15 protein-coding genes are annotated in these 23,998 nt (G+C 70.7%); 6 read left to right on the forward strand and 9 right to left on the reverse strand.

All coding sequences use genetic code 11. The features are described 5' to 3' along the window. Positions 1-3: 3 nt before the first annotated feature. The 7 genes from ACFZDL_RS10060 to eccD all read right to left on the reverse strand — a co-directional run bounded on the left by ACFZDL_RS10060 (position 4) and on the right by eccD (position 8,119). Entirely contained in the window at positions 4-462 is a 459-nt protein-coding gene (locus ACFZDL_RS10060) for a YbaB/EbfC family nucleoid-associated protein (protein ID WP_353590063.1), read from the reverse strand. 22 nt (positions 463-484) lie between these two features. Further along, a complete protein-coding gene (locus ACFZDL_RS10065; RefSeq protein ID WP_353590064.1) occupies positions 485-3,760 on the reverse strand; it encodes an AAWKG family protein in 3,276 nt (1,091 codons plus the stop codon). A 73-nt stretch (positions 3,761-3,833) separates the two neighbouring features. Beyond that, the gene (locus ACFZDL_RS10070) at positions 3,834-4,334 is read right to left on the reverse strand and encodes a type VII secretion system-associated protein (RefSeq protein ID WP_353590065.1); all 501 of its coding nucleotides are present in this window, start codon (positions 4,332-4,334) and stop codon (positions 3,834-3,836) included. Positions 4,335-4,401: 67 nt separating this feature from the next. Continuing rightward, the gene (locus tag ACFZDL_RS10075) at positions 4,402-4,722 is read right to left on the reverse strand and encodes a WXG100 family type VII secretion target (RefSeq protein WP_353590066.1); all 321 of its coding nucleotides are present in this window, start codon (positions 4,720-4,722) and stop codon (positions 4,402-4,404) included. A 56-nt stretch (positions 4,723-4,778) separates the two neighbouring features. Beyond that, complete coding sequence (locus tag ACFZDL_RS10080; protein WP_353590067.1) at positions 4,779-5,120, reverse strand: hypothetical protein; 342 nt, start codon at positions 5,118-5,120, stop codon at positions 4,779-4,781. A 38-nt stretch (positions 5,121-5,158) separates the two neighbouring features. Next, a complete protein-coding gene (gene eccB / locus ACFZDL_RS10085; RefSeq protein ID WP_353590068.1) occupies positions 5,159-6,688 on the reverse strand; it encodes a type VII secretion protein EccB in 1,530 nt (509 codons plus the stop codon). Between the two features lie 30 nt (positions 6,689-6,718). Beyond that, a complete protein-coding gene (gene eccD / locus ACFZDL_RS10090; protein ID WP_353590069.1) occupies positions 6,719-8,119 on the reverse strand; it encodes a type VII secretion integral membrane protein EccD in 1,401 nt (466 codons plus the stop codon). A 344-nt stretch (positions 8,120-8,463) separates the two neighbouring features. Here eccD and eccCa point away from each other — a divergent pair, with 344 nt between their 5' ends. Continuing rightward, entirely contained in the window at positions 8,464-12,453 is a 3,990-nt protein-coding gene (gene eccCa / locus ACFZDL_RS10095) for a type VII secretion protein EccCa (RefSeq protein WP_353590070.1), read from the forward strand. A 107-nt stretch (positions 12,454-12,560) separates the two neighbouring features. Here eccCa and ACFZDL_RS10100 read toward each other — a convergent pair whose 3' ends face one another. After that, positions 12,561-13,742, reverse strand: a complete 1,182-nt coding sequence (locus ACFZDL_RS10100) for a S8 family serine peptidase (protein ID WP_391190833.1) — start codon at positions 13,740-13,742, stop codon at positions 12,561-12,563. Positions 13,743-13,827: 85 nt separating this feature from the next. Between ACFZDL_RS10100 and ACFZDL_RS10105 the strand changes: the two genes are divergently transcribed. The 4 genes from ACFZDL_RS10105 to ACFZDL_RS10120 all read left to right on the forward strand — a co-directional run bounded on the left by ACFZDL_RS10105 (position 13,828) and on the right by ACFZDL_RS10120 (position 22,032). Then, a complete protein-coding gene (locus ACFZDL_RS10105) occupies positions 13,828-17,145 on the forward strand; it encodes a right-handed parallel beta-helix repeat-containing protein (RefSeq protein ID WP_353590071.1) in 3,318 nt (1,105 codons plus the stop codon). A gap of 294 nt (positions 17,146-17,439) precedes the next feature. Continuing rightward, positions 17,440-18,099 carry a helix-turn-helix domain-containing protein gene (locus ACFZDL_RS10110; protein ID WP_353590072.1) on the forward strand — a complete coding sequence of 220 codons (660 nt, stop codon included), beginning with the start codon at positions 17,440-17,442 and terminating at the stop codon, positions 18,097-18,099. A gap of 101 nt (positions 18,100-18,200) precedes the next feature. Then, on the forward strand, positions 18,201-20,897 hold the full coding sequence (locus tag ACFZDL_RS10115) for a hypothetical protein (RefSeq protein WP_353590073.1): 2,697 nt from the start codon (positions 18,201-18,203) through the stop codon (positions 20,895-20,897). A 16-nt stretch (positions 20,898-20,913) separates the two neighbouring features. Continuing rightward, a complete protein-coding gene (locus ACFZDL_RS10120; protein ID WP_353590074.1) occupies positions 20,914-22,032 on the forward strand; it encodes a hypothetical protein in 1,119 nt (372 codons plus the stop codon). 18 nt (positions 22,033-22,050) lie between these two features. Here the strand turns inward: ACFZDL_RS10120 and ACFZDL_RS10125 are convergent, their stop codons facing one another. After that, positions 22,051-22,947 carry an AraC family transcriptional regulator gene (locus ACFZDL_RS10125; RefSeq protein ID WP_353590075.1) on the reverse strand — a complete coding sequence of 299 codons (897 nt, stop codon included), beginning with the start codon at positions 22,945-22,947 and terminating at the stop codon, positions 22,051-22,053. A gap of 90 nt (positions 22,948-23,037) precedes the next feature. On the opposite strand from ACFZDL_RS10125, the gene ACFZDL_RS10130 reads away from it, so the two are divergent. Continuing rightward, positions 23,038-23,874 carry an NAD(P)H-binding protein gene (locus ACFZDL_RS10130; RefSeq protein ID WP_353590076.1) on the forward strand — a complete coding sequence of 279 codons (837 nt, stop codon included), beginning with the start codon at positions 23,038-23,040 and terminating at the stop codon, positions 23,872-23,874. The last annotated feature ends 124 nt before the right edge of the window (positions 23,875-23,998 follow it).

Raw genomic sequence — 23,998 nt, forward strand, 5'->3', positions numbered from 1 at the left:
GGCCTACCTCCGGTCCCCGTCCTCGTCGATCTCGTCCCGCAGCCGGTCGCCGGCACGGGTGTGCGCGGTACGGCCCTTCGACGCGGTGTCCGCGAGCGGTGCGAAGATCTCGTCCCATTCGATGCCGACCCCGTCGAGGCGGGGGGCGCCGCTCACGCTGTCGGACAGCGGCCGGAACGTGTCCATGACCGTCTGGGCCATCTGCGCCTGGGCCTGGGTCACCGCCTCCATCACGGAGGCCGCGAGCTGCGCGGCGCCCATGGTGCGGTACTTGCCGTCCAGGAACTTCACATCCGTGAGCTGTCCCTGTGCGCCCACGGTCGCCTCAACCGCGCGGTCACGTGAGCGCACGGTGACGAAGGCCGTCCGAAGCTGTGCCTTGGCCTGGGCGACGGCCTGCTGGGTCCGCTCCATGTCGGCCATGGCCCTGGCCAGCTGTTTCTTGATCGATTCCTTCTTCATCGGCTCGTCTCCCTCGCCGCTCTCAACGCCCGATGACGGCCGGCGCGCCGCCCTCGTCCGTGCCCCAGACGTCCTCGTCCTCCTCCAGCCACGCGGCCCGTTCACGGTCGGAGCTCTGGGTCTGCGGCTGACCGCCGCCCATGCCGCCGCCCATCGGCGTGGCGAAGGGCATACCGCCGGCGGTGCCCATCCCGCCGCCGCGAGCCGCGACGATCTCCTCCTCCTGATAGCTCGAACCCGACGGCCGGGGGGAGCCGACGCGGCGCACGATGGGCTGGCTGGGGTCGTCGAACACCCCGCGGACCCGCTCGGTTTCGGAGCCCGCGCCGCCGCTGGTGGACCCGTTCATCCGGGTGCCGGGGGGCAGCATCGGCATACCGCCGGGCGAGCCGCTGCCGCTCCCGGTGCCCGAGCCGTAGCCGTTGCCGGACGGATCGCCGTTGTACGGGGTGGAGTCGTACAGCTCGTCCTCGTAGCCGCGGCCGTACAGGCCGTCGTCGTACGAGGACGAGCTCGACGGCGAGTGGAGGCCGGTGGAGCCGCCGAGGTTGCTCGGCAGGGTCTCGCCCGACTCGATCGACGTGGTGGTGGTCGTCCCGTCGGCCTGATGGTTGGTGATCAGGCCCTTCTCCGGGTCGATCCGGGTGCTGCTGCCGTCGGGGAAGTCGGTGGTGAGGGTCCCGTCCCGCTCCAGGGTCGTGATGCTGCCGTCGCTGTTGGTGATCGAGTCACCGGGGCGCAGATTGTCGATGTCCGTCGAGCCGTCCGGCAGGACGGTGGAGATATCGCCACCGGGCACATCGATGGTCCGTGAGGTCCCGTCCGGGTACTCCAGGGTGACCGAGCGGTCGGGGTTGAGGGTCGTCGTGCCGCCGCTGCGGTCGAGCGAGGGGCTCTGGTTTCCGTAGTCGGAGGGCAGGTCGGAGGGCAGGTCCGGGCTTTCGTACCGCCGCGGGTTCCCGCCGCCGAGCTCCCGGCTCTGGCGCTCGTAGCGCTGCTCCGCCTCGGCCTGGCGCTGTTCCTGTTCGCGCTCCAGCTTCGCCTGTTTGGCCTCGGCTTCCTTCTCCTTCTGCTCCTGCTTCGCTTCCTGCTCCGCCTGTTTGGCCTCGGCCTCCTTCTCCTTCTGCTCCTGCTTCGCTTCCTGCTCCGCCTGCTTGGCCTCGGCCTTGGCCTCCTGCTCGGCCTGCTTGGCCTCCTGCTCCTTCTCCTTCTGCTCCTGCTTGGCCTCGTATTCGCTCTCGGTCTGAATGCGCTTCTGTTCCTGCTCGGCCTGCCTGGCTTCCGCCTCCTTGTCCTTCTCGGCCTGCTTGGCCTCCTGCTCGGCCTGCTTGGCCTCGGCCTCCTTCTCCTTCTGCTCCTGCTTCGCTTCCTGCTCCGCCTGCTTCTCTTCTGCCTTGCGCTCCTGCTCGGCCTGCTTGGCCTCCTGCTCGGCTTCCTTCTCGGCCTGCTTGGCCTCCTGTTCCGCCTGCTTCTTCTCCTGCTCCTTCTTCTCCTGCTCGCGTTCCGTGCGCGCCAATGCCGTAGCAATCTGCTGCTGTGCCTCTTGCTCCTTGTAGCGCTCCTCCTGTTTCCGTTCCTGCTCGGCCTGCTTGGCCTCGGCCTCTTTCTCCTTCTGCTCCTGCTTGGCCTCCTGCTCCGCCTGCTTCTCTTCTGCCTTGCGCTCCTGCTCGGCCTGCTTCGCCTCCTGCTCGGCTTCCTTCTCGGCCTGCTTGGCCTCGGCTTCCTTCTCCTTCTGCTCCTGCTTCGCTTCCTGCTCCCGCTGCTTCTCCTCTTGCTCCTTCTCCTTCTGCTCCTGCTTCGCCTCCTGCTCCCGCTGCTTCTCCTCGGCCTTGCGCTCGGCTTCCTCCTGCTTCCTCTCCTGCTCCTTCTCCTTCTCTTCGGCCTTGCGTTCAGCCTCTGCCTGCTTCCTCTCCCACTCCTTCTCCTTCTCCTCGGCCTTGCGTTCAGCCTCCTCCTCCTTCCTCTTGTTCTCCTCCTCTTTCCTCTTGTTCTCCTCCTCGATCCTCTTCTTCTCCCTCTCGGCGTCCGCCTTTTCCTTCGCCGCCTGGTCCTTGGCGAACTCCTGGCTCAGGCTGGTCGTCTCCGTATCGATCTTCTTGGGCAGGTCCTGGTCGTTCACCGAGTTCTGAATGGCGAGGATGGCTGCCTTACCCGCCTCTCCGAGCACGTCCACGACGGACTGCTGCCACTTCTTGATGGCCTCTTCGCCGATCTTCTTCCAGGTCTCCTTGTCCTCGAGCTGGCCGTAAGTCGGGTGGTCGCCGTGGAAGCCATCCAGCTTCACCGCGTGGTACGAGTCGTAATACTCGTATCCGTAGTCCTCATAGAAACGGACCTTGGTGATGTTGTTCTTCCAGATCCACTCGGAGACATCCAGCAGGATGTCGTGCAGCCAGCGCAGCGGATTTCCGGTGAGCAGCTGCCAGGTGTTCCATTTTTCGTACAGCCCATAGGCTGCGTTGTGGATGTCCTTCCGGTAGTTGCGGAGTTCAGACCCGTACTTGGATTCGGTGCCCTTGAGGGGAATCTGCTCGCTGTACGACTTGTAGTTGCGCGCCATCCCGTGGACCATGTCCCGGAAGACCCCGGCAGCCATTCCCTTCCACGACGCCTCCTCCTTGCCGAGGTCGAACTCCCAGTCCCGGAGGTCGTCGTACCGGTTTTTGAAGAAGTGCGCGGCCCGGTCGAGGGCTTCGGCCGACCTGGTGAAGGAATCCAGGTCCACCGCGTCCTTCTCGTTGACCCTGAGGCCGTACCAATCGAATCCGGTGGTCTTGTTGTTGTTGATCAGCGACACAAGCGCCATGCCGCCGCCGTAGCTGTAGTGCGACAGGCCGACGTTGCTCCAGGTCGTGTCCTTCGACTGACCCTCGAAGTCCTTGCCCAGCTTGCTCTTGAACTCGGAACCCACGACCACCCCGCCGGCCGGGGGGTCGTCCGTGCCGTTCGTGCCGAGCAGGGTGATGCGGGCCTGCTTCATCACGACCTTGGTGCCCGGGGGCGCCCCGCTGATGGGGCCGTGCTTCCCGGAGTAGAACGGGATCACGAAGTCGGTGTTGTTGATGCGCCAGCCGGAGTTCTCGGTACGCCACGACAGGTCGTCGACCGCTTCGACGATCGCGTTGGAGGGCTCGCCGTCGTAGTCGGAGAACTCCAGTCGCATCAGCGGGATGTCGTTGTTCCCGAGGAGGCTGTCGAAGAGGTCCGCCCGGGCCGGCAGGGTGACGCCCGTCAGCACACGAACAGCCCTGGCCCACCAGTCGTTGTCGGAGTGGGCGACGGGGACTTTCTTGGACATGGCGCGGGACCTCCGGCGGGCCGGTCAGCGAGGTGGGGGCGGGCGGGAACGGGGGCGGCGGGACGCTCAGCGGCTAGTCCTCGTCATCGTTGCCGCCGCCGGACTTGCCGCCCCCGAGGTCGTCGTCCACGTCCTCGAAGATGTCCAGGAACTCCTGGCCGTCGATGGTGGTCAGGTTGTCGCCTTGGGCGGAGAACAGTGTGGTGAGGGTGGTATTCAGGTTCTGCTCGATGTCCTCGAAGAGCTTGGCCTGCTCCTTGTAGATCTGGATGACGTTCTCCGCCATCGTGGCGAGGCTCTTGTTGAGCTTCGCCACCTGCCCGTCGACCTCGCCCTCCTGGAGCATCCAGCCGAGCGACAGCGGCTTCCCGGCCTGGTAGGAGTCGAAATCCTCGATGCTGATGTCCTCTTTGCCGATCAATGAGCCCATCGAGGGACCGAACGTGGGGTCGTCCTCGGCGATCTTGCGGATCTCGTCCTTGAAGGGCAGCACACGATCGTCGAGAAAACTCTGGAGACCGGCTTTGTCCAAGGTCAGCTTGGTCGTCTTCTCGTTCGGATCCTTGGTGTCCACTCCGGGTCCTTCCCGCTGGGGGGTGTGATGGGCGAGCCGGCCGCGGCGGGCCGGCCGCCGGCGGGCGTCAGCGGCCGATCTTCACCGAGTCCCACATCTGCGTCAGCGACTGCTCGCTGTACTGGTAGTTCTCGGAGACCGAGGTCAGCAGGGCGGAGTGCTTCGTCAGCAGGTCCTCCATCGCCTTGACCGCGTTGTCCCAGGCCTGCTGCTTCTGGGTGTAGACGTCCTTGTCGTCACCGATCCAGGTGTTCTTCAGCTCGTTGAGCTCCATCTCCAGGTTCTCGAGCGTGGTCGCGATGGCCTTCGTCTGGGTGATCATGTCGTCGGCCGCGTTGCTCATGTGCGAGTAGTCGACGTAGATGTAGCCGTCGGTGAAATCGCTCATTGCCTGTCCTCGTCTCGCCTAGGTCCGAACGGATGGTGGGGAAGCCGGCGGCCGGATCAGCCGGTCAGGGTGTCGAAAACCGCGTCCGACTGCGAGTAGGCCTGGTTGATGGCCTCGTTCGAGGACCCCTGCTGCTTGCCCTGCTCGACGAGGGTCTGGTTGAGCGTCTCGATCATGTCCTGGACGTTGGTGAGGATGACATCGGCCTTCTCCTCCCATGACGTGACGAGGTCGCGGAAGGCGCCACCGTCACTGCCCTTGTAGTGGGCCATGAGGTTGTTCTTGGTGGACTCGACGTCCTGCCGGCACTTCATGACGCCGCTGAAGGCCATCTCCAGGGCCTGGATGCCGTTCCGTGTCGCGGATTCCTCTGACTGCTGCATGCCGTTGGCGGACACAAGCACCCCTCTCCTCGATCGGTGTCAGGACGGCGATGCTATGAGGCGTTGTTTGTCTTCCCGCCCTTCTGACTTGTCGTCAGATTGCTTTTCGCTTGTCCGCCCTTGCCGGGCCAGCGGCAGCGCGGAGCCACCACGTTGACCTGGCCGTTCTGTGCGGCCCGCGGATACAGATCGGGGCCGGAGGGGAGCATCGACAGCATCAGCGAGGGCATCTCCTGGGGGCCCTCGCCCTCGTAGCCCAGCGCCTTGACCGCGTCCTGGTTCGCCAGCCGGTGCTTCACACCGGAGTCCGTGACCAGGTAGAGCGTGGTGCCGACCCGGCCACCGCCGGCGCCCAGCGCCCGCACCAGAACACCGCGGCCCGGCGGCACGGTGATCCGGTCCACGGGCAGACACGCGGGGGCCGCGGCCGCCCCCGCGGAGTGCTGGGCCACCGGGCCCAGCTCGGGCTCCTCGACCAGCGTGACACCGACCCGGGTGCCCTTGCCCTGCGGCGCCACCCGGACGCACGGGGACTGCCCATCGGCCACGGTCACGGCCTTCGGCGGCGAACTCGGCGCCTCTCCGGGCCCCTTGTTCAGCGAGCCCTCCGGCGCGAGATTGCCCTGCAGCGCCTGGGAGGTCACCGGCGAGGCGACCGGCGCCTGGCCCCCGTACGCCCTCGCCCGGGTCTGCGGATCGCCCAGCACCAGCGCCAGTTCAGTGGCGGTGAGCGGCGCGAACCCCTCCTTCCGCAGCAGGTAGTAGCGGCTGCCGGAGCCGGGGACGTCCAGCGTGAACGCCTGCCCGACCCGGGTGGACCGGCCGCCCAGCGTCGGACCGGGCCGGCCGATCCCGGGGTTCTCCGGCGGCGCGAGATCGGGGCCCGCGGGCAGCGCGCTCAGGAACCCGGCCGACACCGGCACCGGCTTGGTGGAGGCGTAGCCCAGCGCCGCGGCCGCGCCCGAGTCGCGGTCCAGCCGCAGCCGGCTGCCCTGCCACAGCAGATAGCGATTGCGGTCCGGGCCCGATACGAGCACACCCTCGCCCTCGCCGAGCGCGTCTCCCGGGCTCTCCGCGCCCACCGCGAGCGTGGTGCCGACCTTGCCGTCGTCCTGCGCCGACGGTGCCGAACACACCTGCCACGGGTCGTCGGACAGGTCGCTCGCCCCGGGCAGCGCGTCGGGGGCGCCCTCGATCCCGATGGGCGTACCCAGCGGGGTGCCCTTGAGGGACTTGGTGCCCACCGTGACGGTCTCCAGATCGGCGCCGGCGAGCAGCAGCGCCGAGGCGTAGTTGCGCACCGGGCGCAGCCGTCCGTCGAGGTACAGGTAGCGGGCGCCGGTCTGTTTGTCGACGATCAGCTTTCCGGCCGTGCGCCACGAGTCCTTCTGGCCGGGCGAGACGAGGCCGAGGACGAAGGCGCCGGCGCACAGCAGCACGGCGATGATCACGCCGATGGCGACGCCGCGGTTGGTGCGGCCCTGGGGGCTCTCGGGTGCGTCCGGGTCGGAGCGCAGCATGCTGGAGGTCAGCCGGCCCATGAGGAACATATGGGCCTGGACCTGGTCGCGTTTGGTCTGCATGGAGAACTCGTCCTTGGGCGGTCTGGGGCGTTATCCGTTGAGGGAGCGGAGGGCGCCGTAGACGCCGAGCACCCACAGCGACAGGGGCAGCATGCTGATCGCCATGGCGGAGTGCAGCAGTTCGGCGGCCCGGCCCCAGTACGGGACCAGCCGCCGCCCCGGGACCGTCCAGGAGGCGATGGCGATGGCTGCGGCGACCGCGAGCAACCCGCCGACCAGCAGGAGCTTGCCGGTCGAGCTGTAGGAGGTGGCCGCCTCGTACGTCAGCAGGGCGCCGCCCCACAGGGCGGGGGCGACCAGGGACAGTCGCTGCAGGGTGTTGCCGAGGCCGCGGCTGTGCAGCAGGAGCAGCACCGACAGGGCTGCCATGGTGATGATCTCGGGAAGGTCCTCGGCGCGTGCCAGGCCCAGCATGCAGCCGGCACAGATCGTCCCGGCCGCGGCGTACAGGCCGGTCATCCAGCCGTCGGCGACGACGGTACGGGCGGCCACGGCGGCCGGCGAGTGGGGTTCGATGCCCTCCTGCAGCTGCTGGGCGTTGGTGGGCAGCGGCGGCATGCGCAGCCCGGAGAGCCGGAACGACATCGAGGGCACGAACGCGCCGAAGAGCACGGCGGCCAGGGAGACGAGACCGGCGGCGTGGGCGGCCGACAGATCGGCGGTCATCATCAGCACGGCCGCGAGGACGCCCGCGGCCGCGACCGCCACGGCGGCGACGAACAGCGCGGCGAAGGCGACGACCAGGGCGACGGCCAGCATCGCGCCGCCCGCCGCGGCGGCGCTCGCGGCCAGCAGCCGGGAGCCGAGCACCTGGTGGGGGTGCGGTCCGCCGAGGTCGCCGCCGGGCAGCAGCCAGCCGGCGAGGGCGAAGTAGGGCACGGCGGCGAAGCCCAGCGCCGCGCCCGCCTCCGCGTCGCCGACGGCGCGGCTGGCGGAGGCGGCGCCGCCGAGTAGCAGCGCCCCGGTGACGGCCGCGGCCAGGGCGCGCAGTTCGGCGGGCGGGCCGGGTATCGAGAGGACGGCGAGTCCGGCGGCGAGGGTGAGGATCAGCGTGCCGAGCAGCAGACGGCGGCTGATGGTCGCCGTCCAGCCGAAGGGGCGGTCGGCCATGGTGGTGGCGACGCCGTCGACCAGGTCGTCCAGCCGGACCTCGGGCAGGGCGTCGGTGCGCGGCCTGAGGTAGAGCGTCTCGCCGTCGAGCAGGCCGAGGGATTCGAGACTGCTGTCCTCGGCCAGCGGCTCGCCACCGAGCCGCTGGAGCACCCAGCCGCCGTGTTCCAGCCCCTGTTCGGCGAGGTCGTCGCCCGCGTACCGCACCAGCGTGGGCAGCAGATCGACGACGGGGACATCGGCGGGGACCGCGAGGTCGATGGAGGTGGCGGGGGCGCGCACGGTGACGCGGCAAAGCCCTGCCGTAGCGCTGTCAGTCATGAGAGTACTCACGCTTCTTCGTAAGACGGTGTTCGGGAGACGGATAAGTCTCCGGGGGGCTCGGGTCGTTGGACGTGTGCGCGGGGAGGCTGCACACTACTGGCTGAACCGCCTGCTTCGGTCACGGCCTGCGAAGTGAACCGTGCAAACGGATCGTAGACTCTTCTCCACCGGCCCGGGGTTCCTGCCCCCGGCCCGGGTTCACCGCTCCTGCCATCTGCTGCGGCTGCCCTGATGGCCGGGCCCGGCCTGCCCCGGCCGCGCGTGTCGCCGCCCGTTCACCCGGTTTTTCAGCCCCATTGGCAGCACCCGGCAGCACCCCCGGCCCGAAGGAGACCGCCCACTTGAGTACCGTCCTGTTCCGCAGGCCCGCGCGTCGGCGCGGCCCGGACATGCCCGAAGGGGAGTTGAGTCTCCAGGAGCCGCCCACGCTCCCCGAAGTGACACCCGACAGCTCGGCGGTGTGGAACTACCTGCCGATGGCGCTGATGTCGGTGTCCATGATGCTGATGTACATGCGGCCGGGCGGCTCCCGGAGCGGCGCGTTCATCTATCTGGCACTCGGGATGATGGTGGTCTCCGCGGTCGCCATGATCCTGGGCCAGTTCGTACGCCGCAACAGCGAGCGCAAGCAGCGGCTCAAGGGCGAGCGGCGGGACTATCTGCGCTATCTGCGACAGACCCGGAAGAAGGTCCGGGCCGCCGTGGTGGAGCAGCAGCGCGCCCTGCTGTGGCGCCATCCGGAGCCGGCCGCGCTGTGGTCGCTGGTGGGCACCACCCGGCTGTGGGAACGGCGCCCGGCGGACCCGGACTTCGGTGAGATACGGGTCGCGGTCGGCGAGCAGAAGCTGGGGCTCAGGCTCTCGCCGCTGTCCACCAAGCCGGTGGAGGACCTGGAACCGCTGACCGCACACGCGCTGCGCAGCTTCATCCGGGCCTACTCCACCGTCCCCGACCAGCCGATCGCGGTGTATCTGCGGACCTGGGCGCGGGTGCTGTTCCGGGGTGAGCCGGCCCGGATCCGCGAGCTGACCCGGGCGATGCTCGCCCAACTGGCCGTGCTGCACTCACCCGAGGACCTGTGGATCACGGTGGTCACCACGGACGAGCGGCGGGCCGAGTGGGACTGGGTGAAGTGGCTGCCGCACAATCTGCACGCGCAGGAGAGCGACGGCGCCGGCTCCGTGCGGATGGTCGTGTCGTCGGTGAACGAGCTGGACGACCTGCTGGGCGCGGAGTTCCAGGAGCGGCCGCCGTTCGACCCGGACGCGACGGCGGGCCGCGAGGAGCCGTACACGGTGGTCGTGCTGGACGGCGTGGCGCCACCCGGCGGACACCGCATGGAGGGGCCCGGCCACCGCAACGCGGTGGTGCTCGACCTCACCGGTGAGCTGCCCTGGCGGCCGGGGCGCGCGACGCTGCGGTTCGAGGTCGCCGACGAGACCATGAACCTGGTGCGTACGGACCGCGAGCGCAAGGAGCAGGTGACCTTCCTCGGCCGGCCCGACCGGCTGGACACGACCGTCGCCGCGTCGCTGGCCAAGCGGCTCGCCCCGTACCGGATGGGCATGGCCACGGAGTCCGCCGAGCCGCTCGCCGCCGATGTGGAGCTGACCTCGCTGCTGGGCATCCCGGACCTGTACCGCCACGAGCCGCCCACGCTGTGGGCGCGCCGCACCGGAGCCGCCCGGCTGCGGGTGCCGATCGCGGTGGGCCCGGACGGGGTGCCGGTGGAGCTGGACATCAAGGAGTCCGCGCAGGGCGGCACCGGGCCGCACGGCATGCTGATCGGCGCCACCGGCTCGGGCAAGAGCGAGCTGCTGCGCACCCTGGTGCTGGGCCTGGCGCTCACCAACTCCTCCGAAACACTGAACTTCGTGCTGGTCGACTTCAAGGGCGGCGCGACCTTCCTGGGCCTGGACGAGCTGCCGCACACCTCGGCCGTGATCACCAACCTCGCCGACGAGGTGGCGCTGGTCTCCCGGATGCAGGACGCGCTGCACGGCGAGTTGATGCGGCGTCAGGAGCTGCTGCGGGCGGCGGGCAACTACACCTCGGCCCTGGAGTACGAGAAGGCGCGGGCGGACGGCGCGCCGCTGACGCCGCTGCCGAGTCTGTTCGTGGTGGTCGACGAGTTCAGTGAACTGCTCGCCGCGCACCGCGAGTTCATGGAGCTGTTCGTCATGATCGGCCGGCTCGGCCGCAGCCTGGGGGTGCATCTGCTGCTCGCCTCGCAGCGCCTGGACGAGGGCCGGATGCACCAGTTGGAGAGCCATCTGTCGTACCGCATCGGTCTGCGCACGTTCTCCGCGATGGAGAGCCGGGGCGTGCTGGGCGTGCCGGACGCGTACGAGCTGCCGCCGACCCCGGGCAGCGGTTTCATCAAGACCGGCGTCGAGGCGCTGACCCGCTTCCGCGCGGCCTACGTCTCGGGCCCGTACCGGCGGCGCAGCGGCTCGGCGCACCAGGCGCGGGTGGCCAGTCAGGTGGTGCCGTGGACGGCGGGCTGGGTGGTGCCGCGGCAGATGCCCGACCTTCCGCCGGAGGAGCCGGAAAAGCCCGACGAGAACGTCGACAACGAGGCCGGGGACGGGGAGTCGCTGCTGTCGGTGGCCGTGGAGCGGATGCGGGACGCCGGGCCGCCCGCGCACCAGGTGTGGCTGCCGCCGCTGACGGACCCGTCGCCGCTGGACGCGCTGCTGCCGCCGCTGGCCCCGCACGCCGAGTACGGGCTGACGACCACGGATCTCACCGAGCGGGGGCGGCTGTCGGTGCCGGTCGGCGTCGTGGACCGGCCCTTCGACCAGCTCCGGGACGAGCTGCGGGTGGACCTGTCCGCGGCCGGCGGCCATGTCGCCGTCGCGGGCGGCCCGCAGAGCGGCAAGTCGACCCTCGTCCGTACCCTGATCACCTCTCTCGCGCTCACCCACACCCCGCGCGAAGTCCAGTTCTACTGCCTGGACTTCGGTGGCGGCACGCTCGCGGGTCTGGTGGGCCTGCCGCACGTCGGCGGGGTCGCGGCCCGGCTGGACCAGGAGCGGGTCGGCCGGGTGATCGCCGAGGTCTCCGCGGTGCTGGCGCACCGGGAGCGGTTCTTCCTGGACAACGGCATCGACTCGATGGCGACGCTGCGCCGCCGCCGGGCGGCCGGGGAGTTCCCCGAGGAGAGGCACGGCGATGTCTTCCTCGTCATCGACGGCTGGTCCACGGTCCGCCAGGAGTACGACCAGCACATCCCGACGTTCAACGCCATCGCGGGCCGGGGCCTCAACTACGGCGTCCACCTGATCGTCACCACCGCCCGCTGGGTCGAGCTGTCCTCGGCGGTGCGCGACCAGGCCGCCACCCGCCTGGAGCTGCGCATGGGCGACCCGATGGACTCGGGGATCGATGTGCGCAAGGCGGCGGGCGTGCCCCGGGTCCCGGGCCGTGGCCTCACCCGCGAGTCCAAGCTGCACTATCTGGCGGCGCTGCCGCGCATCGACGGCGTGGCCGGGTCCGACGATCTCGCGGACGGCGTCGCCGGGCTGGTGGCGGCGGTGCGCGAGCACTGGTCGGGCCCGCCCGCTCCCCCGGTGCGGATGCTGCCGACGAAGTTCCCGGCCGCCGAACTGCCGCCCGTCGAGGGCGATCTGCGGATGCCGCTCGGTCTGGAGGAGGACCGGATGGGCATCGTCTGGCACGACTTCAGCACCAGTCCGCACATGATCGTGGTCGGCGACACCGAGAGCGGCAAGACCAACCTGCTGCGGCTGGCGGCGCAGGCCATCATGGCCCGGTACACCCCCGCCGAGGCCCGGATCATGGTCGTGGACTACCGCCGCGAGCTGGTGGAGGCGGTCCCCGACGAGTACCGGCTCGGCCACGCCGTCTCGCTGGACGCCCTCAAGGAGCTGGTCGGGGGCGCAGCGCGGGCCGTGAAGACCCGGATGCCGGGCCCGGACATCGCCCCGTCCCGGATGCGGCTGTGCGACTGGTGGACCGGGCCGCGGCTGTTCATCCTGGTCGACGACTACGACATGGTGGGCGGCGGCGGGCCGCTGAACCAGCCCTTCGAGGGTTTGATGGACTTCCTCGCGCTGGGGTACGAGGTCGGGCTGCACATGGTCGTGGCGCGCGCGGCGGCGGGCGCCGGCCGGGGCCTCAACGACCCGCTGATGCGCCGGCTCCAGGAGGTCAACACCCCCGCGATCCTGCTGTCCTGCCCGCCCACCGAGGGCTACCTCTTCGGCAACGTCAAGGGGCGCATCCTGCTGCCCGGACGGGGTCTGCGGATCGCCCGGCGCAAGAGCGTCCAGATCCAGACGGCCCTGATGGGCCCGGAGGATTCATGACCCCGGGCGGCGGCCGCGGTGACGGCGTACGGAGCGGGCTCCGTACGCCGTCACCGGCGTGCCGGCTCAGGCGGGGTGTGCCCCGACGGGGCGCGGGCGGACCTGGCCTATCCGGCCGGGCGCCAGCCGCGGGCCTTGCCGCGCGGGACGATGAACGCGGCCGCGGCCACCAGCAGGACGACGGCCCCGGCCCCGCCCGCGATCAGCAGGGCCCGTATCCGCGGCGTCTGGGGGGCGGCGGGCGGGACATGGGCGGCGGCGGCCTTCGGCTCGGCCCGCGTGCCGTCACCGAGGACCACGGTCAGCCCGGCGTAGGTGTCCAGGCGCGGGGCCTCCCCGGGGTAGGCGGCCTCGGTCAGCCGCCGGGAGACCTCGGCGGCGGACAGCTCGGGGTGGTACGAGCGGATCAGCGCCGCCGCACCCGCGACATGCGCGGCCGCCAGCGACGACCCCGAACCGATGTAGTGGCCGCCACCCTTGGGTCCGATGCCGACCACGGCGTCGCCGGGGGCGGCCAGATCCGGGGCGAGGGGGGCCGCCGCCTTCTCGGGGCGGCCGCCGCCCGGCCCATAGTCCACCACCGACAGCACCTGCGGGACCTGGGCGGGCCAGTAGGCGCGGGCCCGCGGATCGGGGCGCCCGTCGGCGCCCTCGGGGGCGATGTCCGGCGCGGCCGGGGCGATCACCAGCACGTCCTTGGCGGTGGCGTGGGCGACCGCCTGGGTCAACACGCTCCTGCCCACCGGCAGGGCCTGCCCGGTGTAGACGATGTCCGCGCCCTGGTCCACGGCGGTCCTGATGCCGTCGGCGACCTGCTGGGCGGTGGTCGTGCCGCGCGCGTCGGTGGCCTTGACGGCCAGGATGCGGGCCCGGGGGGCGACACCGGTGACCGCGCCCTTACCGCTGGGGGCTCCCGCGATGAGGCCCGCCGCGAAGCTCCCGTGCCCTACACAGTCCACGCCCGCGTCCCCCACCTGGGTCACCCGGCCCGAGAGCGCGGGCAGGTCGGAACCCACGCCGGTGTCCACGACGGCCACGGTCACATCCGCGCCCTTCGACAGCTGCCAGGCCCGGGAGAGCTGCAACGCCTGCCACGTCCACGGCTGCTGCTCGGCGGTCTTGCGCGACGCGGTGGCGCAACTCTCGTCGGCGGCGACGCGCGAGCGCAGCGCGGGCAGGCTGACCGGTTCGTCCTCATCGGCCTGTGCGGGCGTGGACATCATGAGCGCGGGGAGAGCGGCTGCCACCGCGAGTGTCACAGAGGCGCGGCGGTAACGATCGCTTCGCATGCCACGCATGATAGGGGAAGCCCGGCCGCCAACCCGGCCAGGTCCGGGCATTGTTCACGGCACCATCAATTCAGGAGGTCCGAGCGTGTCACGGCAGGTACTGACGGTCTGCCCGGAACAACCGGAGAGTTTCCGGACGATCGGTGAGGCGCTGGCCACGGCACGTACCGGAGCGGTGATCCATGTCCGGCCCGGCCGTTACCCCGAGAACCTCACCGTCAAGACCCGGGTCACGCTCGTCGCCGAGGGCGAGCCGGGCAGCGTGGAGATCTGTCCGCGCCGCGGCACCGCGCTGACCCTGGTCGCGGACGCGGTGATGCTCACCGACCTGACGCTGCGCGGCGGCAGCGAGGACGTGGCGGTGGTGGACGCGCCGCGCGGGCAAGTGGCCATGGACGGCTGCACGGTGATCGGTTCCGGCTGGACGGCGGTGCTGGCCCGGCAGACCGGTTCGCTCGCCATGCGCGGCTGCCGGGTCACCAACCGCGAGGGCGCCGGGATCGTGGACACCTCCGAGGTGGCGAGCGTCATCGAGGACTGTGTGCTGGAGAACCTCGGCACCTCCGGCGTCGTCCTCAGCGAGAGCGCCCGCTCGACGGTGCGCGGCTGCCGCATCCGTGACGCCCGCGGCAACGGCGTCCTCGCCAACGGCGAGTCGCAGGGCACCGTCGAGTCCTGCGACATCACCGCCACCGACAAGCCCGCCATCGCCCTGGAGGGAAACAGCACCACCTACGTCTCCCGCTGCACCGTCCGCGACACGGCGGTGGGTGTCTATCTCACCAGCGCGTCCCGCCCCACCGTCGAGGACGTCACGGTCTCCGGCACCACCGGCCCCGCCATCGCGCTGTCCGCAGGCGCCGACCCGCTGCTGCGCCGGTGCCGGACGCTGCGCACCAAGGGTGGCGGAGTGGTCGTCTCCGAACGGTCCCGCGGCACCTTCGAGGACTGCGAGTTCGCCGCGGCCACCGGCTCGGCGATCCGGGTGTCGGGTTCCAGCTCGCCGTCGTTCCTGCGCACCGCGGTGTCGGACTGCGCCGACGCGGCGGCGGCCGTGCTGCTCACCGAGGAGTCGACCGCCGAGTTCGACCGGCTGGAGGTGACCGACGCGGTCGGCACCGCGGTCGCCATCCGCTCGCACGCCAATCCGCTGCTGCGCGGCGCCCGTATCACCGCGCCCGGCAAGTACGGCTTCGAGGTGGTCGACGACGGACGCGGACGCCTGGAGTCGTGCACCGTCGAGCGGGCGGGCGACGGCGGGATACGTGTCGCCGACGGCGGCAACACCCGGGTCGACGACTGTGTGCTGCGCTCGTCCTCGGAGACCGGCGTCTCGGTGGGCCGCGACGCCGTCGCGGCCGTGCTCGACTGTGAGATCGACACCAGCGGCGCCTCGGGCGTGGCCGTGGAGGAGGGCGGGGAGCTGGCCCTGACCCGGGCACGGGTCAGGGGCGCCGGAGCGCACGGTGTGCTGCTCGCCGCGGGCTCCCGCGCGGAGCTGCACCACTGTGTGATCAGCGGCAGCGTCGGCGACGGCATCCGGATCGACAGCGCCGAGCCGGTCACCGTCACCGGCTGCACCGTACGCGAGAACCGGGGCGCCGGGCTCACCCAGACCCGGGTGAGCGAGCGCCTGGAGGTGCTGGAGCTGACCAGCGCCGACAACGCCACGCCCGACATCTGGGGCGCCGAGGTGGCCGCGAACACCACCGGGCGCGCCTCGGGGAAGGGCTCCGGCTCCGGCACCAGCGAGAACAAGGAGCCGCTGGACGAGCTGGAGGCCCTGATCGGTCTGGGCGGCGTCAAACACCAGGTGCGCACCCTGGTCAACCTCAACCAGCTCTCCCAGCGGCGCCAGCGTCTTGGCATGCCGGTGCCGTCCATGAGCCGCCATCTGGTGTTCGCCGGTCCGCCCGGCACCGGCAAGACCACCGTGGCCCGCCTCTACGGCTCCATCCTCGCCCAGCTGGGCGTCCTGCCCTCGGGCCATCTGGTCGAGGTGTCCCGCGCGGATCTGGTGGCCCAGGTCATCGGCGGCACGGCCATCAAGACCACCGAAGCGTTCAACGAGGCCATCGGCGGTGTGCTGTTCATCGACGAGGCCTACACCCTCACCCCCGAGGGCGGCAGCTCCAACGACTTCGGCCGCGAGGCCGTGGACACGCTGCTGAAGCTGATGGAGGACCACCGCGAGGACGTCGTGGTCATCGCCGCGGGCTACTCGGCGGAAATGACCTCCTTCCTGGAGTCCAACCCGGGCCTGGCCTCGCGCTTCACCCGCACCATCGAGTTCACCAACTACTCCGTCACGGACCTGGTGACCATCACCGAGAGCATGTGCGCCTCCCACCAGTACGAACTGGGCCCCGGCACCACCGAGGCGCTGGCCGCCCACTTCGAGGCCATGGACCGGGGCGCCACGTTCGGCAACGGCCGTGCCGCGCGCCGGGTGTTCGAGGAGATGGTGGACCGTCAGGCCTTCCGCCTCGCCACCATGGCCGAACCCGCCGAACGCGACCTCACCCTGCTGCTGCCCGAGGACGTCAGCGAAGACAGCGGCACCGAGCAGAACACCGGCGAGGACCGGGAGGCGATGCTGGCCCGGCTGGAAGCCATGGTGGGCCTCGGCGCGGTCAAGCGCGAGGTCACCGATCTGGTCTCCCTGCTCACCACGGCCAAGCAGCGGGAGGCGGCGGGGCTGCCCGCCCCGCGGATCAGCCAGCATCTGGTGTTCTCCGGCCCGCCCGGCACCGGCAAGACCACCGTGGCCCGCCTGTACGCCGGGCTGCTGCACTCCCTGGGCGTACTGCCCCGCGGCCAGTTGGTGGAGGTGGCCCGCGCCGACCTGGTGGGGCGCTACGTCGGCCACACGGCGCAGCTCACCAAGGAGGTGTTCGAGAGCGCGATGGGCGGTGTGCTGTTCATCGACGAGGCGTACACCCTCACCCCCGAGGGCAATTCCAGCGACTTCGGCCGCGAGGCCGTGGACACGCTGCTGAAGCTGATGGAGGACCACCGTGACCAGGTCGTGGTGATCGTCGCCGGCTACACCGCGGAGATGCGGCGCTTCCTGGATTCCAACCCCGGCCTCGCCTCGCGCTTCTCCCGCTTCGTGGAGTTCGAGAACTACACCACCGACGAACTCCTCACGATCCTGGAACGGCACGCGGAGGAGTCCGGCTACGCCTGCCCGGCAGCCACGCTGGACGCGCTGCGCTCCCATATCGCGGCCATTCCCCGCGACCGCTCCTTCGGCAATGCGCGGCTGGCCCGGCAGCTGCTCGAAACCATGATCACGTACCAGGCCCGGCGGCTGACGGCGCTGCGCCAGCCGAGCGTGGAGGACCTGACGACCCTGCTGCCGGAGGACCTGCCGACCGCCGGGCAGGGCGTGCTCGGGTGACCGCGTAACGCACTGCCCCGGCCGGGCGAGGTCACCTCGCCCGGCCGGGGGGACGGGCCACCGTCCCGTTCCGTTCCCGGAGCGCAGCACGCCCAACGGCACGGCATACGCGGCGTTCCGTGCCTCCACTTGTCATCGCATCGGGTATTTCACGTGGGAATTTATCCCCCGTCCATCCGAGAATGCTTTCCTTTTCCTGAGGGAGTGCAAAGCGGTGACGGAAGGGCGGGCTCGGCGGTGGTGGATACGAATATGCCAGGCGGCGGGCGCGGGGTTCTCGAAGGTGCGTTCGCCTTGCTGGAGGCCGTGGAAAGGGCCGGGGAATCCCGGCTGACGGCATTGGCCGCGGAGAGCGGATTACCGAAGACGACGGCGCGCCGACTTCTCGAACAACTCGTCGAATTGGGCGCGGTGGAGCGCTCGGGCGGCCTTTTCCGCATGGGTTCGCGCATGTTCCGGCTCGGCCTCGGCTGGCAGCCGCACCCCGGCATGCTGACCCTCGCCCGCAGACCGGTCCACGAGTTGGCGAGAGCCACCGGTGCGACGGTGGGGATCTTCGTACTGCGCGAGGGCCGGGCGCTGACGGCCGCCGCGGTCCCGGGCGAATGGGAGGCCTTCGCGTCGATGCGCGCGGGGACGTCCTTCCCCTGGACGACCGCCGCGGGAAAGGTGCTGGTGGCGGGCGCGCCCGCCGGCCTGCCCGTGGATCCGCCGTCCAAGGCGTGGTCGCGGGAGGCGGCACGGATCCGGGAGGCCGGGTTCGCCGTCGACCGTCAGGAGGTCGCGGAGGGGGTGTGTTGTGTCGCCGTCCCCTTGCGCGGCCGAAGCGGCACGGCCGTCGCGGCCCTGTGTGCCCTGGTCGACCCCTCCCAGCCGCTGTCCCCGCTGACGGCCTCGGTGGTGCGGACGGGGAGGGTCATCAGCGCCGCGATGCAAGGGCGCCCGGGGCGCTGATCCGCTCAGCGGCACAACAGATGTCCCGGAGTGACCCGCTGTGCGAAGGTCGGGGCCAGTGGCCCGGAGTGCGGCCCTCGTCACCCTCTGTGGAGATCATCATGACCCATGTCGCCGAGTCCGGATCGGAATCCAGGTCCGGAGCCGACACGCCGAGCATCCCCTCACCGGTGCCGCCGACGACCCTTCCGACGACTCCGCCGACGACCCCGCCGGTCACAGCACCCGTACTCGACCAGTCGACCCGCGAGATCGACAAAGCGACCTTCGTCCCCCTGGATGTGGCCACCCCGCCCATCGGACAGGCCCTTGCCAAGGCCGCGTTCGTGCGCGGGCTCCAGCTCCGGCCGGAGGAGGCGGACGCGATACGGGACCGCCACCCCGAACTCGCCGCGCCCCTGCGGGACCTGCTCACCCCGCCCTCCTTCTCCCCCGCTCCGCTCTCCGCCTTCGCCGCGGTCCCCGCCCCCACGCTCGAGGAATTCGGCCATGCCGTTGTCGCCCTGCGCCACGAGCGAGCGGAGGAGACCGAGGGGTCGGCGCGCGGCGCGGCGCTCCAGGCGCTGCAGACCGCCGTGGTGGCGGTCAAGGGCCTCGAAGCCAACACCGCCGCTCCCCGCATGGGCCTGATGAACCTGGAACGGCTGGAGATGACCCCGGCCGGGATCGAGCGCGGCGAACTCGTCGCCACCATCCCTCTGGCCCCGCAGGAAGAGACCGCCGTCACCTACAAGGAATGGTCGGTCCAGAAGAAGGAGTTCACCTCGATCGTCACCGACTCCCTGGAGACCTTCAGCGAGACCGGGGTGACGGACAACACCGAGCTGGCGCAGTCGACGTCCTCGCAGCAGCAGCACTCCAACCAGTTCAACATCACCGGGACCGTCTCCGGCGGCATCCCCGTCATCTCCGGCTCGGTCACCTCGGGATACACCGGCCAGGACTCCTCCTCCCAGTCGGCGACCGACAGCAGGAAGCACGCCACCACCCTGACCCAGAAGGCGTCCACCCGCGCCCGGCAGGAGCACAAGGTCACCATCACCACGACCACGGTCACCGGGACCTCGCAGACCACCACCAGGACGCTGAAGAACCCCAGCGCGACCAACCCGATCCGCATCGACTACTTCAGCCTCATGCGCAAGTGGCGGGTCCGCCTCTACCGGTACGGCATGCGGCAGACCTATGACGTCGTCCTGCCGGAGCCCGCCGCCACGATGCGCCGCCCGTACGCGGAGCTCGAGGCGCTGAAGGCCCAGCTCGGGCCGTTCGTCTTCAACATCCCGCACAACGACATCACCGCCGAGGTCCGCAAGGGCGACCCGGAACCGCCGAAGACGGACCCGCCCACCCCCAAGTCCCCGCACTACCTGGTGCTCGCCGACCAGTACGACGCGCAGGTCCCGCCGCCGCCCCCGGACCTGCCCCCGCAGACGTACGCGGTGGAGACCGGGCCGCTTCCGCAGGGCCGAGGCGTCACCAGGATGCCCCTCAACATCCCCGCCGGGTACGAGATCGTGCGGATCACCATCAGCGGCCGGATGACGAGCTTCGCCGGCCACCTGGGCCAGTTCACCATCGAGGGCACCACCCTCACCTTCGACCCCTTCGCGGAGAAGGTCTTCGATCCGGACACCGTGCTCAAGCGGGGCACCGACGGCGGCGACTTCATGGCCGGCGCCACCGGGACACCGGTGCTCGTCCTGGTCTTCGACCAGGTGTCCACCCAGTCCCTGCTGCTGACCGCCGAGGTGCGGCCCACCCGAGCCGCCATGGAACGCTGGCAGTTCGATGTGTGGAACGCGCTCTACACGGCCGCGCAGACGGCGTACTACGCACAGCAGCAGGACATCGCCGGCCGGATCGCGGCGCTGGAGGCGCGGCTGAACGACGTGGACACGCTCACCCTGCGCCGTGAAGAGAGCGACGAGATCATGAAGAACGTGCTGCGCTATCTGCTTGGCGGCAGGTTCCCCAGCATGCCGAAGGAAGTCCTCGACGCGTTCGCCGCGGCAAAAGTGGACGTGGCACACGGCACGGGCTTCGAGGGAAACACCATCGGCCCCGACTCGACGCTGTGGACGACGGTGCGCCAGTACGAGGACGTCGTGCGCTTCGTCAACCAGGCCATCGAGTGGGAGAACGTGGTGAGCTTCCTCTACTCGTACTTCTGGGACCTCCCCGAGAGCTGGCGCTTCATCCGCGAGATCGAGCACCCCGACGCCAACCGGCAGGCGTTTCTGCGCGCGGGCAGCGCGCGCGTCGTGCTCACCATCCGCAGGGGCTGGGAGACGCGGTGGGTGAACTTCGTCGAGCACGGCGTCATCGACGACCCGAACGCCCCCGAGAACCCCTCGCAGTACTGGACCATCGCCCAGGAGATCGCCGCCTACGACGACCGCAACTATCCGGGGATCCCGCCCGCCAACCCCGGCAGGGCCGCGACCCGGCTGGAGGACGCGGTGTTCACCACCTCGACCGCCGCGGTGGGCCCGTCCACCCGGCCGGTGTCCATTCCGGTCGCCTCCAGCGCCGGGTTCGTGGTCGGCGCCCAGGTCGTCATCGACGCGGTCCACGGCCTGGAACACAGCCAGGAGGCGCAGAAGATCACCAGGATTCCCGACGGCACCCATATCGAGGTCGCCAGGCTGGACAACACGCACACCGGGTCCCCGTCCGCGCCGTTCCCGGTCATGCAGCCGGGCGAGAAGGGCGAACTGATCGCCGAATGGAACGAATACACCCCGACATCGGGCACGGACATCGCGGTCACCAGCAATCTCTCGGCCATCTCCTGAAGGGCGTTGGTGCCTCATGGCCTCCCGGCTCGACACCCAGCAGATCACCATCTGCCCTGGCGAGGGCAACTTCACCCGGGGCGCGGGGCGGGTACGCGGCACGGAGAAGGGTGAGCAGAACACCATGGAGTGGCAGTGGGCCCAAGGGGCCATGTTCGGCTACTTCTATCCCGACTTCAAAGGCCGCTATCCCGAAGCGTCCTTCGTGCTGGCCGAGAACGAGTACACCCGGCTGCTCACCAACCTGACGGGCCCGGACCGGTTGCTGGGGCGGCTCGTCAAGGAGTTCCGCAGGGACTTCAAGGCCGGCGGGCAGCTGCGTCCCGACATTCTCGGGTTCTGTGCCAGGCCCCCGCAGGCCGGCCCGATCGTGCTGGAACTGCTGGAGGTCTCCACCGCGAATCAGGCGGTGCCCACCCTCAGAGACGACATCGGCTACAAGCTGAACAAGTTCCAGCAGATCATCAGCAGGCTCGATCCCGACATCAAGGAGGGCTTCAGCCTGACCTCGTACAGCGTCCAGGCCGGTGCCTCCAAGTGGCGGCCGATCCCGATGTACCAGCGGATCGTCCCGCTGCCGCCGTACACCGACGAGCAGGGCAACAAGTACGTCGAGTGGATCTGCTTCCAGCCGACGTTCAACCGCAACTGGCCCTACGGAATCGACGGGCTGCTGCTGTACGAGATCCACCGCATGCCCTACAACTCGGATCTGGCGGTCGTCCGCAAGCTGGTCGACGAGGAGAAACGCCGCCGAGCGGCCGCCCGGACCCCGTACGGCGTGACCCTCACCCCGTGGCTGAACGAGGAATACCTCAATCGGATGCCGCGTGACCGGGACGCCCTGCGGTTGGCCGCCGCGGTCATGGGCGTCGGGCTGCTGGCGCTGCTCGCCATCGAGCTGCTTCCGGTGGTCGCGGGCCTGGAACTCGGCGCGGCGGCGGTCGGGACGGGCCTGGCCGAGGCGGGGGCGGGGGCGGGGGTGGGCGCGGCGGCCGAGGTCGGGGAGGTGGGCGCGACCGCCCTCGCCGCACGGGCCTCCGCCATGCCCACGGCGCTGGAGACCGCGGGCAAGTGGCTCTCCGCCCTCGGCCGCCGGCTGGTGCTCAGCCCGAAGCCGGCGTTCGCGCCCTGAGCCGCGGAAGGCGACTCGTCAGGCCGGGGAGCATGCGGCACCGGTGCACTCGGCGCCGGTGCGGCATGCCGTGCGGTATTCGCTGGGACTCACCCCGTGTATGCGCTTGAAGGCCGCGCTGAAGCCGAACGCGTCCGCGTATCCGACCTGGTGCGCCACCGCGGCAATCGTCGCGGTGGACTCCAGCAGCAGATCCGCGGCCAGGGTCATCCGCCAGTCGGTCAGGTACGTCAACGGCGGCTTGCCCACCAGCTTGGCGAACCGACCGGCCAGCGTCGTCCGCGACACCCCCGCCTCGCCGGCCAGCGCCGCCAGCGTCCAGGGCCGCTCCGGCGCCGCGTGCATGGCCCGCAGCACCGGGCCGACCGCCTCGTCGCCCAGCGCGCGGAACCAGCCGACAGGCACGGCCCCGGGCTGGTCGAGCCAACCCCGCAGCGCGCACACCAGCAGCCAGTCGAGCAGGCGGTCCACCACGACCTGCTGCCCCGGCGGGCACGAGGTGGCCTGCGCGTCCAGGAAGTCGAGCAGCGACGCGCACCCGTCGTTGCCGGGCATCACCAGCACAGGCGGCACCACTCCGAGCAGCCGCTTCGCCACCTGGGTCCGCACCTGGAACGTCCCGACGACCAGCACCGTACGATCGGCCGGCGCCGCCCCGCCCGGCCCCTGCGACCGGGGCCGGTCGGAGAGGACGAACGGCCCCGGCCCACGCACGATCGCGGTGTCCCCGACCCGCACCGGCCGCGGTCGCTCGCCCTCGCCACAGGAAATCCAGCCCTCACCCCGCAGCGGCGTACACAGCGTCAGCGAGGCCTCCTCGGTGAACGGCAGCGTCCACGGCGGCGTCAGCTCCGTCCGGCTGAAGCCGGCCCCGTCCGAGCGGACACCTCGCAGCAATTCGTCGAACGGATCCATGGGCCTCACGATAGCCGTCCGGACGATGGGACATGATCCGCGGACGACGGGCCATGCCCCGCCTGTGCCGCGGCCAGTTGACTGGCCGGCATGACGACACACAGCAACAGCGCGATTTTGGTCCTCGGGGCGACGGGCAAGACCGGCCGCCGGCTGGTCAACACCCTGCGGGCGGCGGGCAGGACCGTCCGGGCCGCGTCCCGCTCCGGCGAGGTCCGGTTCGACTGGTCCGACCAGGACACCTGGCCGTCCGCCCTGGAGGGGGCGTCGGCGGTGTATCTCATGGCCCCCGCGGACCCGGCACTGGCCCAGATCTTCGTCAAGCAGGCCACCGAGGCGGGCGTCGCTCGTTTCGTGGCCCTGTCCGCACGCGCGATCGACCAGTTCCCCACGGACTTCTTCCAGGGCATGACCGCCGCGGAGCGCGCCGTACGCCACTCCGGTGTGCAGTGGACCATCATCCGCCCGAACAACTTCAACCAGAACTTCGACGACGACGTCTGGCGCGCTCCGCTGCGGGACGGCCGACTGGCCCTGCCCATCGGCTCCGTACCCGAGCCGTTCATCGACGCCCAGGACATCGCCGATGTCGCTGCGGCCGTGCTGACCGAGGACGGCCACCATGGGCAGGTGTACGACCTCTCGGGGCCCCGGGCGCTCACCTTCTCCGCGGCGGTGGCGAGGATCGCCGAAGCGGCGGGCCGGCCCATCCGCTACGTGGAGCTCACACCGGAGGAGTACCGGGCCGAGCTCCTGGCCGAGGGCGTGTCCGAGGAGGCCGCCGCGGAGCTCGACGCGCTGTTCGCCGGGATGCGCGCCGGACACTTCGCCGAGCCCGCCGACGGGGTGCGGCGCGTGCTCGGACGCGACCCCATCGACTTCGACACCTACGTCGCCCGGGCCGCCGCGGCCGGCGCGTGGTCGTAGTCGAGCAAGGCGCGCACGAGCCCTCCGGCTGACGCGTCAGGGCCGCGATCGCGAGTGCCGTCCGGAATCCCGGGCGGCACTCGCGATCGCGGCGACGGCCGTACCCGCACCCTTTGTGCGCCCA

The sequence above is a fragment of the Streptomyces sp. NPDC007917 genome (assembly GCF_042959105.1).
In the GTDB taxonomy this organism is placed as follows: Bacteria; Actinomycetota; Actinomycetes; order Streptomycetales; family Streptomycetaceae; genus Streptomyces.

Bases quoted from the DNA above. Each gene is read 5' to 3' on its own strand.
- ACFZDL_RS10060 (WP_353590063.1), bottom strand. From the start codon at position 462: ATGAAGAAGGAATCGATCAAGAAACAGCTGGCCAGGGCCATGGCCGAC.
- ACFZDL_RS10065 (WP_353590064.1), bottom strand. From the start codon at position 3,760: ATGTCCAAGAAAGTCCCCGTCGCCCACTCCGACAACGACTGGTGGGCC.
- ACFZDL_RS10075 (WP_353590066.1), bottom strand. From the start codon at position 4,722: ATGAGCGATTTCACCGACGGCTACATCTACGTCGACTACTCGCACATG.
- eccB (WP_353590068.1), bottom strand. From the start codon at position 6,688: ATGCAGACCAAACGCGACCAGGTCCAGGCCCATATGTTCCTCATGGGC.
- eccD (WP_353590069.1), bottom strand. From the start codon at position 8,119: ATGACTGACAGCGCTACGGCAGGGCTTTGCCGCGTCACCGTGCGCGCC.
- ACFZDL_RS10100 (WP_391190833.1), bottom strand. From the start codon at position 13,742: ATGCGAAGCGATCGTTACCGCCGCGCCTCTGTGACACTCGCGGTGGCA.
- ACFZDL_RS10115 (WP_353590073.1), top strand. From the start codon at position 18,201: ATGACCCATGTCGCCGAGTCCGGATCGGAATCCAGGTCCGGAGCCGAC.
- ACFZDL_RS10120 (WP_353590074.1), top strand. From the start codon at position 20,914: ATGGCCTCCCGGCTCGACACCCAGCAGATCACCATCTGCCCTGGCGAG.
- ACFZDL_RS10125 (WP_353590075.1), bottom strand. From the start codon at position 22,947: ATGGATCCGTTCGACGAATTGCTGCGAGGTGTCCGCTCGGACGGGGCC.
- ACFZDL_RS10130 (WP_353590076.1), top strand. From the start codon at position 23,038: ATGACGACACACAGCAACAGCGCGATTTTGGTCCTCGGGGCGACGGGC.